At 40.5% G+C, this 13,268-nt stretch carries 14 protein-coding genes and 1 pseudogene; 1 reads left to right on the top strand and 14 read right to left on the bottom strand.

What is annotated here, in order from left to right; genetic code table 11:
* Nucleotides 1–30: 30 nt before the first annotated feature.
* From B9Z54_RS19375 to yneA, 3 genes are all read right to left on the bottom strand, one after another.
* Nucleotides 31–264, bottom strand: coding sequence for a DUF896 domain-containing protein (locus tag B9Z54_RS19375; protein WP_113930015.1), 234 nt, complete (start codon nucleotides 262–264; stop codon nucleotides 31–33).
* Nucleotides 265–385: 121 nt separating this feature from the next.
* Nucleotides 386–1,036 (bottom strand): YneB family resolvase-like protein, encoded by a 651-nt coding sequence (locus B9Z54_RS19370; protein WP_113930014.1) that lies wholly within the window; start codon nucleotides 1,034–1,036, stop codon nucleotides 386–388.
* Nucleotides 1,037–1,047: 11 nt separating this feature from the next.
* Nucleotides 1,048–1,374: a cell division suppressor protein YneA gene (gene yneA, locus B9Z54_RS19365; protein ID WP_113930013.1), complete on the bottom strand. Its 327-nt coding sequence runs from the start codon at nucleotides 1,372–1,374 to the stop codon at nucleotides 1,048–1,050.
* 153 nt (nucleotides 1,375–1,527) lie between these two features.
* Here yneA and lexA point away from each other — a divergent pair, with 153 nt between their 5' ends.
* Nucleotides 1,528–2,148: a transcriptional repressor LexA gene (gene lexA / locus B9Z54_RS19360; protein WP_113930012.1), complete on the top strand. Its 621-nt coding sequence runs from the start codon at nucleotides 1,528–1,530 to the stop codon at nucleotides 2,146–2,148.
* A 223-nt stretch (nucleotides 2,149–2,371) separates the two neighbouring features.
* On the opposite strand, the gene B9Z54_RS19355 is transcribed toward lexA, so the two are convergent.
* The 11 genes and pseudogenes from B9Z54_RS19355 to B9Z54_RS19300 form a co-directional block, all read right to left on the bottom strand.
* Complete coding sequence (locus B9Z54_RS19355; protein ID WP_113930011.1) at nucleotides 2,372–2,764, bottom strand: group-specific protein; 393 nt, start codon at nucleotides 2,762–2,764, stop codon at nucleotides 2,372–2,374.
* A gap of 13 nt (nucleotides 2,765–2,777) precedes the next feature.
* On the bottom strand, nucleotides 2,778–3,197 hold the full coding sequence (locus B9Z54_RS19350; protein WP_240190013.1) for a GNAT family N-acetyltransferase: 420 nt from the start codon (nucleotides 3,195–3,197) through the stop codon (nucleotides 2,778–2,780).
* A gap of 253 nt (nucleotides 3,198–3,450) precedes the next feature.
* Nucleotides 3,451–4,821 carry a 23S rRNA (uracil(1939)-C(5))-methyltransferase RlmD gene (rlmD, locus tag B9Z54_RS19345; RefSeq protein WP_481747809.1) on the bottom strand — a complete coding sequence of 457 codons (1,371 nt, stop codon included), beginning with the start codon at nucleotides 4,819–4,821 and terminating at the stop codon, nucleotides 3,451–3,453.
* 317 nt (nucleotides 4,822–5,138) lie between these two features.
* The gene (locus tag B9Z54_RS19340) at nucleotides 5,139–5,798 is read right to left on the bottom strand and encodes a hypothetical protein (protein WP_113930009.1); all 660 of its coding nucleotides are present in this window, start codon (nucleotides 5,796–5,798) and stop codon (nucleotides 5,139–5,141) included.
* 172 nt (nucleotides 5,799–5,970) lie between these two features.
* Nucleotides 5,971–6,522 carry a GNAT family N-acetyltransferase gene (locus tag B9Z54_RS19335; protein ID WP_113930008.1) on the bottom strand — a complete coding sequence of 184 codons (552 nt, stop codon included), beginning with the start codon at nucleotides 6,520–6,522 and terminating at the stop codon, nucleotides 5,971–5,973.
* Nucleotides 6,523–6,585: 63 nt separating this feature from the next.
* Nucleotides 6,586–6,923 (bottom strand): annotated as a pseudogene (locus tag B9Z54_RS19330) (NUDIX hydrolase); the annotation flags it as partial.
* Between the two features lie 576 nt (nucleotides 6,924–7,499).
* Nucleotides 7,500–8,381, bottom strand: coding sequence for an aminoglycoside 6-adenylyltransferase (locus B9Z54_RS19320; RefSeq protein ID WP_113930006.1), 882 nt, complete (start codon nucleotides 8,379–8,381; stop codon nucleotides 7,500–7,502).
* A gap of 100 nt (nucleotides 8,382–8,481) precedes the next feature.
* Complete coding sequence (locus B9Z54_RS19315) at nucleotides 8,482–10,545, bottom strand: DUF4179 domain-containing protein (RefSeq protein ID WP_113930005.1); 2,064 nt, start codon at nucleotides 10,543–10,545, stop codon at nucleotides 8,482–8,484.
* A gap of 379 nt (nucleotides 10,546–10,924) precedes the next feature.
* Nucleotides 10,925–11,689, bottom strand: coding sequence for a MerR family transcriptional regulator (locus B9Z54_RS19310; protein WP_113930004.1), 765 nt, complete (start codon nucleotides 11,687–11,689; stop codon nucleotides 10,925–10,927).
* Between the two features lie 302 nt (nucleotides 11,690–11,991).
* Nucleotides 11,992–12,489, bottom strand: a complete 498-nt coding sequence (locus B9Z54_RS19305) for a GNAT family N-acetyltransferase (RefSeq protein WP_113930003.1) — start codon at nucleotides 12,487–12,489, stop codon at nucleotides 11,992–11,994.
* A gap of 261 nt (nucleotides 12,490–12,750) precedes the next feature.
* Complete coding sequence (locus B9Z54_RS19300; RefSeq protein WP_113930002.1) at nucleotides 12,751–13,023, bottom strand: DUF2188 domain-containing protein; 273 nt, start codon at nucleotides 13,021–13,023, stop codon at nucleotides 12,751–12,753.
* Between the last annotated feature and the right edge of the window lie 245 nt (nucleotides 13,024–13,268).

Below are 13,268 nucleotides of genomic sequence, written 5' to 3'. Positions count from 1 at the left end.
CAAAATAAAAAACATGCAAAAATGCATGCTTTAATTAAGCTTCTTATTATTTTGAATATCTTTTACCTTTTGAGGGGTAACTTCATTTCCTTCCGGGTCGAACATTCTAGTATTCTCTATAGTCGAACGCATTGATAGTCTGAATGTCTCCAGATACTCTTTCCTTAACTTTGTTTGTTCTTTTGCTTCTGCTGCCGATAAACCATTACCCTTGGCTTTCTTGGCCAGAGTGTTGATTCTTGCCATTTTATCTTTTGAAAGCATAACCTGGTTCTCCTCCCTAGTGAATGTCGATTATTTTAAAAGCGCCTTAAGGCTTATAACTAATCAGAAAAGGCCGATTGAATATCGACATATTACTAGAAATAGAGAAAAAACACAAGTGTCAGGCCTCTTCAGGAGGATGGACATACTCCTGGTATCTCCGGTGAACCGTGGCTTTGGAAATATTATAACCAAAACCTCTCAGAGTGGCAGCTATCTCTGCAAAGGTCAACTTATTATTTCTAAGTCTTACAATCTCTTCGACAGGGACCTCTATCCGTTCACGCCCCTCTCCGTTTCCCCTGTTCTTTAAGTTCCGATGGGGTTCATACCCTTTCTCGACCGCTCTTTTCATTCCGCGCTTTATCTTCAGGTTATGAAGCTTCCTCTGGTGCTCTTCCACCATGCTGACGATTTGGAGGACCATAGAATCTGATTCAGAAAGATGAAGTTCCCCACTGTGTGAAATACTGTAGATTTTCACTCCTTCCTTCACTATGCAATGGATGAGGGCAATTTTCGCATTTCCTCTCCCTATCCTTGTTTCGTCCTGTATAAGTACAGCATCAATTTCTCCAGCCTTTAAGAGATCAAGCAATTCCAGTACGCCCTCTCTGTCCAATTCATAACCGCTGGCTTGATCCTTTATGATATGAGTGACTTCAAAATTGAATTTTGCAGCGAGCTTAAGAAGTTCCTCTTCCTGCCGCTGCAGCGATGATTCCTGTGTATCCTTCTTTGTACTGACTCTGCAATAAATTGCTGCTTTCATAAGTCAAACTCCTATTCTGTACCGCCTGCAAGTTCATAATCTCCATTCTCAAGTTGAATTGACTCTCCTCCTGGAATGATCAGTGACTCTCCTGGTTTAATTATGTCCGTTGCCAGATTGTTTTTATGGCTGACCCATTCTACCATCGCCTGAGTAGACATATCATGTTCTTCTGATAACTCCTGGGCAATCGTCCAAAGTGAATCTCCTTCTTTGACTGTTACTTCCTGATAGGTTTCTCCCACCCCAACTTTAATGAGGGCAATGGAACTCATCACAAAAGCCAATCCCATAAGAAGGATAACATAAGAATAATTTCTCCAAATAGATATAAGCATGACATTACCTCCGTACGAATGTGTGTTCGTTTTCCGTTAATATGATTATAATACGAACATTCGTTTGGTGTCAACAATTATTCGAACTTATGTTTGTATCACCTTCTTTAACATGCTATAATGGGAACAAAAGATCGGTTTTGAGGTGGAAAAATGACAAAATTATCAAAAAGGCAGCAGGATATCCTCCAATATATTAAAGAAGAAGTCAAATCTAAAGGATATCCGCCATCCGTAAGAGAGATTGGAGAAGCCGTAGGACTTGCCTCCAGCTCTACTGTTCATGGTCACCTGGCAAGGCTGGAAAGCAAGGGCCTGATCAGGAGAGATCCAACTAAGCCAAGGGCAATCGAGGTACTGAATCTTGAAGAAGACAGCATTCCCAGACAAACTGCTGTCAATGTTCCATTAATCGGTAAAGTAACTGCAGGACAACCTATTACAGCCATTGAAAATGTAGAAGAATTCTTCCCGCTCCCTCAGCATCTTGCACCAGCAGATGAACAGGTGTTCATGCTGGAAATCATGGGTGACAGTATGATAGAAGCAGGGATACTGGATGGAGATTACGTTATTGTCCGCCAGCAGCAGACCGCAAATAATGGGGATATTGTTGTTGCGATGACAGAAGAAGATGAAGCAACGGTTAAACGCTTCTTTAAAGAACAGGATTTTGTCCGCCTGCAGCCAGAAAACTCCTCGATGGACCCTATTATACTTCGCCATGTTTCAATTCTTGGTAAAGTTATCGGAGTTTACCGCCAGATTCATTAATACAGAGAAAACCAGGCCGGGCTCCGGCCTGGTTTTCTTATATTTCTTAAGATTAATAGTTTATAGCAGCTCTTCTGGGTGCTGCACTGTTGAGATAGGATCTCCTCCCCCACCAAACTGCATCTTTCATTCTTACTCTTTTAATTTCATTAGAGGTTTTGTTTTGTGAACCTCTTTATCAAGCGGACTCCCTATACTGTCCCAAAGCTGGAAAGGGAATGTTTTATTCACCTTCAAGTTCTATTATCTTGCTTATCAGGTCATCAAGACTTCCAAAGCATTTTTCTACTTCAGGCAAATGATAGAAAGTACTCGTGAGTGCCCTATCATTCACTTCTTCATTAGGCGAATAAAGCATTATCTTCTTCTCCAGACCAATGGCGATTCCCATTTCTATATGACTTCCTTTTCCTGCAGGCAGGATGACTATAATGAAGTCAGATGCGATGACGGCCCTTTTTTCTTCCCTTCCAATCCTCTCGAGATCTCCCTGTGAAGAAGCGCGGTCGTTTTGAGTCCAATCATAGGTATGTATATATCCAATCCGTTTTAACTCTTCGTTCACGTATCTTACTGATTCGATATTTTTAAAACTGGAAGCTGTATAAAATTTCATTACGTGACACCTCTCAAATTATGCCTCTCATTTTTAAAACCTTACCGTTCATCTCTGGTCCCGATTCCTGCATCCCGATTTCCCTGTAAAATTTGAGCGCAGCGACATTCGTTGGCGACACTCTTAATTGATATTCACTAACATTATACCGGGCGAAAAATCGGAGACTGTATTCATGAACATTTTTCCCGAGTCCTTTATGTCTGTAACCATGAGTTAAATAGTAAAGGTGAACATATCCGATGGACCGTAAATCCTGCTCCCTAATTGATAATTCAATCTGACCTATTGTTTCATTGCCTTTTTCCACCATTAAAAATCCACCCGGAAAAATCTTTATAAACCTTTGCAGCCACTCCATGTACTCATTTTCATTAAAGTGCCCCTCTTCCCCGAAGCTTACTGCAAAAGAATATTTCCGAGATTCCAGCACTCTTTTTCGATTTTCAAATCAATTGTTCTATAGGTCAGCACACTATTCCCCCTTTTATTATTATTTCAAATATTTAAAAATAGAGCAATTTAATAGAAGGGCGAATCTGGATTCTTTCTTTACCTTTGAAAAAGGCTTAGAGATAGTTGCATCTCTAAGCCTTTTCAACTTTAAAATATACTTTGAAGTTATTTGAGTTTGCTGTTTGATTCGGTCTGCGATTTACCACTCGTTACACTTTTATGTTCAACTATTACTTCTCGAGAATAAGTTCTGCCACACACTCAACATGAACGGTATGAGGAAACAAATCAACAGGCTGAACGACTTCTAAACTGTATCCAAATTGCTCCAGTTCTTTAATATCTAACGCAAAAGTGGAAGGGTTGCATGAAACATAGATAATCCTTTCCGGCTGAGAACGTCCAATTCTTCTCATGACTTTACCGCCTGCGCCTGATCTCGGAGGGTCAAGCAGCAGTAATTCAGGTCTGCCGAAGCTCTCCAGGATTTCGTCGATTCCCTTTCTTGCGTCCTTTGCCAGGAAAGTGGTGTTGGTAATTCCATTATCTTCAGCATTCCGTTTAGCTGATTGTATTGAGCTTTCCACAATCTCAATTCCTGCCAGTTCTCCGACTCTGCTTGCAAATGGCAGAGAGAACGTACCTACACCACAGAAAAGGTCGATCATTTTTTCCGTTTTCTTTGGTTTTCCCATCTCGACAGCCAAGTCTACGAGTTTCTGGGCCTGCACAGGATTCGTTTGGAAAAACGTGTCGAACCAAAGGCGGAACCGGTAGCCATCCATTTCGTCATAGATAAAGTCGCGTCCAGCCAAAGTATGACTTTTTTCTGATTGAGTACGATCTGCCCAATCTCTGTTTTCAAGCCATAACAAGCTTTTCACTTTGGGGAATTTTTCTCCTACCCGTTTAACCAGATCAGAAACGGCACCTTCCAGGCTGCCCTCAGGTGATTCTGTGGCAAAGAGGCCGAGCATGATTTCTCCAGTGGCAAATGACTGCCTTACCATCAGATGGCGAAGCAGGCCTTCATGGCTGTCTTTATCATATCCTTTCAAACCATGCTCACTTACCCAGTCCGCTACTTCCATTGCCGCTGAGACCATTTCTTCGCTTGCGATCAAGCATGTTTCGAGCGAAATGACCTTACGGAAGTTTCCTTGTTCATGCAATCCAAGAGAACCGTCCGGTGAAAATGTAAATTCCATTTTGTTTCGATACTGCCATGGATTATCCATTCCGATTGTATCCAGAACAAGAGCTGGATCATACCCTTGAGAAGCAACCTCTTCTTTAACGTGAGCGGTTTTATGTCTTAACTGGCCTTCATAACTCCAATGCTGCCAAACACAGCCCCCGCAGCGTTCAAAATGAGGACATGGGGGATTCGTCCTATCAGCGTTCGATTCAATGATTTCTTCAGGAATTGCCTTTCTTCTCCTTTTTAGGGGCTCATCGACTTTCACTTTAACCTTTTCGCCGGGAAGAGTACGGGGGATCGTAAGTTTCAGCTTCCCGATATGGCCCTTCTCATTCTCGCGCCAAACAACAGCCTGGCCCGCTCCCCTATCATCCAATCGATGAATTTGTGTTTCTATCATTTCACCTTTAGTTATTTTCACTTGGAATTCCTCCTTCATACCACAACATTATTATAATCTATAAAGAATCTCTTTAAGATAAATTTACATTTCTATTAGAAGACATACTTATCTAGTATAAAGGACGAGGAGTGAATATGGAATCCTTTCCTCCATAAATGAAGAAATTAACATGAGAAAACAGCGGTCTGTCCCGTTCTGACCTGCCTTCCGGCTGCAGTATTCATTTTAAAATATGCCGGTCCACAGACATTTCAAACTAAAAAGCTCTCCTGATAGGTATGTCTCAAAAAAAAGAGAGCCAGATTTCCTCTGACTCAATCCCTTTCTCTTCTTCCCTGAAAATGCGCTGTTGCAGCCAAGGAAGCTAATAATGCAAGTTCAAATAAATTTGTGATGGCCCCGCTCTCAATTGGAAGCTGTACCGCACTCCCCACTGCCATCACAAGCGATCCGGCGAAAAACCATATCCATTTCTGCTTTCGCCATATGATAATGGAGGCAGCCAGCAAAACAACCGATACGATGAGCACCATTATTGGCGGTCCTCCTGAGGAAGCTGTATTGCTATATGTAAGAACTCCATATTCCCAGGCAGCCTCTAGTTCCATCCCAAGGACTTCTGCGAAGAGTTCAATCAAAACCAGCGCTGCAGTCAGAAGATACGCAGCCCAGCGAAACCATTTGGTTTTTGCCCAACTGATATTCGCCTGTTCCAGTGTCTTCCACGAAAAAAGAACAAGTAAAGGTGTGAAGAAGGCATGGAACCAATATCGGAGGGCATTCAAAAATTGAAGTAATGCCCCCTCCCCAATGTATCTTCCTGCTGCTATAATGCTGTTATCATAGACAAGCCCTAAAATGACAGGCACCAGAAAAGCAGCACTGTACACATGATAATTCTTAAATATCTTAATTGTCCAGATTGCTAACACAATGTATGCTGCAGCAAATAAGCCAAACAGAATCGTATCCATATCATTCTCCTTTCTTATTTTTTCTACCCAATAAGAGAGGATAAAAACTGGTTAGAGAAAAAATGGCAAGTCCGGATTTTGGGATTTACCTGAAATCAGCAATTAATTAGAAAACAGCCTTAAGTAAAAACAGTATCAAACTTTCTGCTACCCTCTTTACTGTTGGAAATCATTAATCCAGTGGTAAATCACCTTTTAATATAGAATACATAAATAAGTCATCAAATTTTCCGCAAGTATATTCATAATGTCTAAGCAGTCCTTCTCTTTGAAACCCCTTTGCTTCTAACAGTTTCTGAGAAGACTTATTATCAGGTTCAACCAGAGCTTCTATTCTTTCCAATTTAAAATGCACAAAACTATAGATAATGACTGCGCTTAATGCTTCACTTGCGATTCCTGCTCCCCAGTAGTTCCTGCTTAATTCAAAACCCACTTCTGCTCTATGGTGTTTGCTCACCAAATTATGTATTCCGCAGCTGCCGACCATCTTGCCGCTTTCCTTTATTGTTATTCCCCACCGAATCCCGTAATCTTCCCTGAATATAGCACTGTACCAATTCAACTCTCCCAGGGCATCTTCGATTGATTGAAATGGTGAAAGGCCCATATGTTTTACTACCTCAGAATCAGATAAGTATTCCAGCATATCTGCAGCATCTGATGGTACTGCTTCTCTTAGAATTAGTCGATTCGTTTCAATTAATGGAAACGTTTTTTTCATAAATTAACCTGCTTCCTCTGCATTCAGATTTAACTTTTGTTTTCCTTTTGTTAATATGTAAAATTAAAACTCGACATAAAAAGGGTGTGCCTCTTCATCCAGGCATAATTGTATCCTTTGTTTGAAATTTAAAAAAGTTACCATCTCATATACATCTTCTATAGGAAAGAATCCTGCTTCAAGAGCCTCAGGGGTTGCGGTAAGCTCGCCCCCAACCGGTTTTCCAAGGAATAGTGTAATACAGATGGATCCTCCTGCGTTTTGGAACACGCCGCAAATTTTAGTGACTTCGATGAGCCGCATTCTTCTTTAGTTTCTCGTACCGCTGCATCCTTTATAGATTCTCCTTCTTCGACCTGGCCTCCGGGCATTTCCCATCCCCGTTTTGGACCCTTTATTAAAGGCTGTTACCGCAAGATTGTTGCTTTCGGAAAAATCCCAAGAGCCGGATTTTTCCCTGGATACGGAGGATCTCCTCTTTGACCGGGGGGGAGCTCTTTTCTTTCTTGCTTAACAGGTATGTCAGGGGAATTATGGTGTTATTTTCCGAAGACATAATAAATAGCAACAAAGTTTACGAAAAGAGCCTAATTAAAAGGACATTAACAATGACAGCTGCTGCAGAAACGATATGCTTCGGAGGTATCATTTTTCCACTCCTTTGTTTGAGTAGAAAGCTATTTTTTTTGTATGGTAATTATGATCATTGAACGAATGATTTCTGTTCCAGGCGTGCGACTCAATTTCCCCTGCGTAAAAGGGTGAGGAAGGGAAAACAGCATTTAAAAAGCTGAAGACGCTTTACCTATCTTCAGCTTTTGACTTTTCAATTAGGCAGTAGAAAACATCATGTCCCACAGTCGTACGTATTCGCCACCAATCCTCTATCTTAAAAGGAAAGTGATAGAATGCTATTTAACCATAATCTTTTAGACTTTTTCTTTTGACCTGTGGGCAGCAATGCCAAAAAAAGTTCTTTAATAAATTCCTTCTGCATCCTTTGGAAGTTTACGGACTCTTTCCATATAGTTTGTCATATTGCGATCATCCTGTTCTGGATAAATATATGAAAGGCTGTCAGCAACTTCCCTGGCTAATTCACGGAATAAGGAACAGGCGGTGAAAATTGCCTGCCAAAAGTTATCATAGTTCCCATCAGAATAGGTGTCCTGGTACATCTCCCAATAAGAAGCCGGAAGATGATTTTTAAAATACTTACCTAATTTTCCCGAGGACAGGCCAAAATCAGTTTTGGTTCCTATCCACCATGAGACTGCTTCATCAAGATGCGGCCGTATAATGCATTCGAACATGTATTTTGCATAGGGAAGCTCATCACGCCATATTCCTTTGACCACATTCTGCTGACACCACCAAAAGTTATTGCATGAGCTGAAGAATTGAGCTTCTGACGGTTTCTTTACATGATAGTCTTTATCCGTTGGTTCCTGAATGGGAGGTAAGATTTTGTCTTTATCCATCAAAGGTACAGTCAACTTATCACTAAGATACCTCGCCATCATCCCTTCTATTGCTTGGAGCTGCAAATCGATACGATTACCGTCCTCAAACAACATCAGATATCCATAAGAGTTGGCAGTATCCTTTTGAATACCCGCCACTCTGTCATTTCTATCCGGCTCCTGAATCATAAGAAGCTCACCGAATGACTTAAGCCAGTCTTTCCTTTCTATTAGAGGTGATGTTTCTTTAACGACATATACGATGTCATAATCTTGAAAGAGATCTTTTGGGACATTAGGATTCGTTCTCGAGCCATTCATATAGACAGCGCGGATGTTCTCATCTTTCCTGGCAGTCTCCAGTATGATATCCATCATTTCATTCTCAGTTCTCATATACCCACTCCGTTTCATTTACCCATTTATAAGGCAGCTTTTTGGAAGCTCTATAAGAGCACACCAAAGTGTTAACAATCACCCTATTCCTATGAATGGTCTAATTTAATGGAATGCTAATCTTATTTTCTATATATTTCGTAAAATTATACCCTTCAATCATCAACTTTGCCGGATAACCGGGATCATCTGACGCATCATCGTATATTTCCATTTCGTGGCTTGTCTCAAAGAAACGAGGCTGCTCTATTTCTTCATCAAAAGGGTAGTGATATTCTTCAGGGTCGAATTCCTTGCCATTTTTATCTATCAATATACCATCTACCCCAAAACCATAACCCCGATATGAACTATCAGACATCACCTGAATGCGAAGCCTTTCATGCTCTCTGCCTTCAAAATAAGGGTCAGTAATATAGACTTTGGTAGTGTTTCCTTCCGTTTCCACACCGTCGATGGTAAGCTCGTTTCCTCGATAATCAAAGGATTGCGGAAGTTCGCCAGCTTGATTAACCTCGATTTCTTTTTTGTCTTCAATAAAAAGATGCATCGAGCCAATAGAAAGGGTTACTTCCTCCGGATTTTTATTAAAAAGCGGCTCAAACCTTGATTGGAAGGTAGTCCATTCTCCTGAATGGGTGATAAACTCTCCCCCTCCAAAATAATCAGCCTTCGCTGAATGACCATTGGTGCTCAGCGAATCCATGGTTACATGTTCTATCCATTGTTTCTGGCCCCTTTCCTGATAGCTGTATTGCAAAAGGGTTGCCGTAGGGGCAAGCGTCAGTTTATTAACCTTGATTGGAATACCATCTATATCACTTTCCTGGTCGAGATCAAATACTGTGGACTCGTACTTTTCGACCGGGATATCAAAACTCCAATCACCCTCTAAGAATTCGGGATGGTAAGAGCTCACCTTAGAACTGCCTGGTTCCTCTTTAATCGTTTCCTGAAGCCTCATGAGCCTAAGCTGAATCGTTCCGCTATCGGAATTAATCGGAGCCAGACTGATCTTTCCTCTAAAAATATTTTCCTCTTCTTCATCAGCCCTCCCATATTCAAAGGGATGGTAAAATCTTTGGTCAGCCTGCCTATCCAGAATTTCATATTCATTTTCAACACGCATTCCTTCATCCTGATTGAGGAAGTATTGATTTTCTTTATTCATGTCCTCCACTTCATAGTAAATCATCGTCTGCACATCATCGGCTACCGCTGTCTTAACCGTCACTTTAACTCCATTGCTTTCCTGAACGAGTTCAAGCGGTTCGCCTATTCCGCTTTTATAGTATTGAATGATTTCCATTTCTTCTTTTTCAGTCCATCCCATCCAAGAATAGTAGAGACTGGTGAATCCCCCAGTAACAAAACCGGTACAGATGATAAAGGTCAGCATACCTGCGGCTGCAAGACCAAATCGGTTCCTCTTCTTCTTTTTTTGAGTTCGGATTCTCTCCGTTTCTACTGCCTTCTCTTTTACAGGCCTCATCAACTCAGGAGGAATATGTAACTGATCTGCGCTTCTTTGCAAAGAAAGAATAGTATCCTGAAAATCAGCCAGCTCTTCCTGACAGAAATGGCAAGTAGGGATGTGAACCTCTAATTCTATTTTTTCAGTCCTAACCAGATCTTTGCCTAGATAATCAACGAACTTATTTCTATAGGGTGTACAGCTTTCCGGGTGATTCATTTCATCCAATCTATTGCTTAATTGTTGAATCCCCCTGTAAAGCCGTGATTTCAATGACTCAACGGTTATCTGCAGTATACGGGCCGCCTCTTCAAACGAAAATTCTTTAAGGTATGTAATCGCAATCGCTTCTTTATCTTTCTCATCTAATTCTTTCAATTTATTGAAGGTGCCGCCAGACAGAAGTATGTCCGTTTCATCTGCTCTTGTCTTTTTTACTTCCTGGCACTCATTCATAAAAATGGAAGCAGCAAGAAATTTAAAGTTTCGGTTTTCTACATTATATTTTCTTTCATCATATATCTTCATAATCGTTTGATAAAAAATTTCTTGAATTTCGTTGTTGCTGCTCGAATAAGCACGGGCAAGCTTGTAAAACGATGCTTTTCGTGAATCGAACCAGCCCAGCACTGTCTTCATACCCTCTTCGCTGACATTTTTGACTTCTAACGTTTCTGTTTCAGCTTTCATATGATTGCCTTCCCTCCTCTGTCTCCTGATGCTATAGTACTATATATTTTCATGGTTTAATAGGTTGAATTTTCAGAAACATGAATTCAAAAAAATCAGCCGTTCCCCGCATCCTAATTTTACCATACTGTAGGCTTCTATTTAATAATTTCTCCAAAAGAAGAAGGACCTGTACCTCTTCCAATGTCACCAGCACCTTTCTCGGATATTGCTAATACCGATCAACTAATGGTATAAACATGAAGGTCACACAAAACAACATTTTGTTATAGATAAAAAAGAGGTACAGACGACCATTCGGTCTGTACCTCTTGATTTAAATTTTCGTTCCCCTTTAAAGAAGGAATTCAGAAAGGTCTGGTCCTTATTCCAGAGAGAGTTAATCTTGTTTCCCTGTGTAAATATAAATTGCATCTCTCAATAACTGTGCAATTCCATCTTGATCTTTATCATAGTATGCTTTGAAACGTTCATCTTCCACATACATATCCCCCAGTCCTGCATGGCCCTCTTTGCTATATTCCGTCCAGTAAAACATCAGCCATTGCTTATGCATTTCTGCAGCTTTTTGAGCCAGATCACCAGAAGGGTCTCCCGTTTTATAAGCTTGCGCAAGTGTTGTATGAATATCTTCAGCAAGCTTGTTCGCTTCCTCGAACTGTTCTTGGGACATATTTTGCAGCTTGGCATTTGACTGGTTTACAGTTTCTTCTCCATATTTTGTTCGTATCTCATTTCCATATTTCCTTTCATTATCCTCTACTAATTTATTCTTGAAGCCTTCAAATTTTTCTTTATCAGACATTTTTCTTCTCCCTTCCTTCATTGCTATTGTTTTGTCGACATTCTTGATGAGCTGATCAAGCTGATGGCGCTTGTCAACCAATTTCTCCCGATGGTCTGCCAGTGCACTGGTTATCTTAAATCCGGGATCATCAAGAATTTTCTTGATTTCTTCCAGCTCTACACCAAGTTCTTTGTAAAAAAGAATTTGCTGCAGACGGTCTACTTCATTTTCGCCATAAATACGATAACCTGAAGAATTGATTCTTGCCGGCTTAAGGATGCCGATTTCATCATAGTAACGCAACGTGCGAGTGCTTACGCCCGCTAATTGACCAAGCTTTTTTACCGTATATTCCATCACTTCACCTCCTGACAATTTCAACTTTACACCTTGACGCTGCGTTAAGGTAAATAGGTTTTTCCAATAAAATATTAATGATTCTATTGAAAGTGTATCCACATTAGAATGACTGTATAGTATTGGTACATAATTTAGCTATTGTTCAAAAATAAAAAAGCTAAAGATCATAAAAGATCTTCAGCCCATAGACAGAAATCTATCTGCTCAATTTACAGACTTATAATGAAATGAGAATTATTGTATTTCATTTGGAAAAGTAACAAATTGCAATGCCCCTGGTCTTTGGAAATACTCCGTCATCACAGCAGCTTCGACATATAGTATTCATCGAAATATGAGCCTTCTATGACAAGGGAATTTCTCTTCCTGCCTTCTATCTCAAATCCTCTCTTCCTATAAAGGGCTGTTCCTTCTTCATTTTCAGTAACTGCTGTGAGTTCCAGTCTGGTGATGCTGTGATTCATTGCCCACTCTTCAAGCCGCTTAAATAATAAAGTACCTGCTCCCTGTCCTCGACAGGGCTTAGAAATTCCGATGGCTATGTATGCAGAATGTTTGGTTCTGATTGTATTCCCGCCGATAGCAAATAGATACCCTGCCAATCTCCCTTCCTTCTCGGCAACGAGAACAGTTGCATTGTCTTGTTCCTGTATTCGCCCAAGTTGTTTTCTCTGCTCTTCAGCAGTTGTTTTTCTTTCTCCAGGCTCCATAAGCATAAATTTGGAACTTGCCTCTACCTCTTTAATAAGATTGATCAATTTCTCTGCATCCCCGGTTGCTGCTTCTCTGACGATCATAATGGTCTCACCTTTCAATATAAGTTCATTGTGCCGTTCCGATTTTTTTAAAGGGATGTTGTTTATCGGTTCCTGGTTATTCTCTGTTGCCCTGCCCCAGGTTGTTTGAAAAATTCATGCAGGAAGACCTTTTAGGTATCTGCGTTTCGCTACACCCTTATCCTTATTATTCCAGCGAATCAGTTATTTCACAATAAGTTTTATTCCGGAATTAATTCTCCATACAAAAAACCCGGGAATACAGTTCCCGGGCTGTCCTTGTCATTCGTCTTTATAATTATGCTGTTCTTCTATTTGCCCATGCTCACTGTGGACATAAGCCATGGTGCCTGATTTTTCCGCCCTTTGTTTCGCTTCCTTCACGGCATCGGACTTAGAATCTGTTGTGTAAACAGGATCATCATTTCCTTCTTCCTTTACCGCCCAGCCCTTTTCATCGTTAGGGACTACATGGTATCTTGCCTCATCTGTTCCTGCTCGATCTTCAAAATATTCATTTCGGTTGTTTTGATCATTGTTATTGTTGTTTGACATGATTAAAACCTCCATATTTGAATTTGTTTCTCAAATATAAATACCCTTTCCTAATGTTGAAAAACATTTAAGTGTTGGCTAAATTTTGTATGTTTACAGATGAACTCAGAGTCGGGGCCAAAGTTGTTGGATAGTGATAAAGAAAGGCTGTTTTCGCCAAGATTGTTGCGGTTTTAAAAATATGGATTTCCGCTCCAATCCTTCTCCCCCTCTTACTAATATCGCGTTTAGAAAAATTCCCTAGA

The organism is Bacillus sp. P14.5, from assembly GCF_003316765.1.
Taxonomy (GTDB): Bacteria; Bacillota; Bacilli; order Bacillales; family Bacillaceae_B; genus Rossellomorea.
This window is presented reverse-complemented; position numbering and strand designations above follow the sequence as displayed.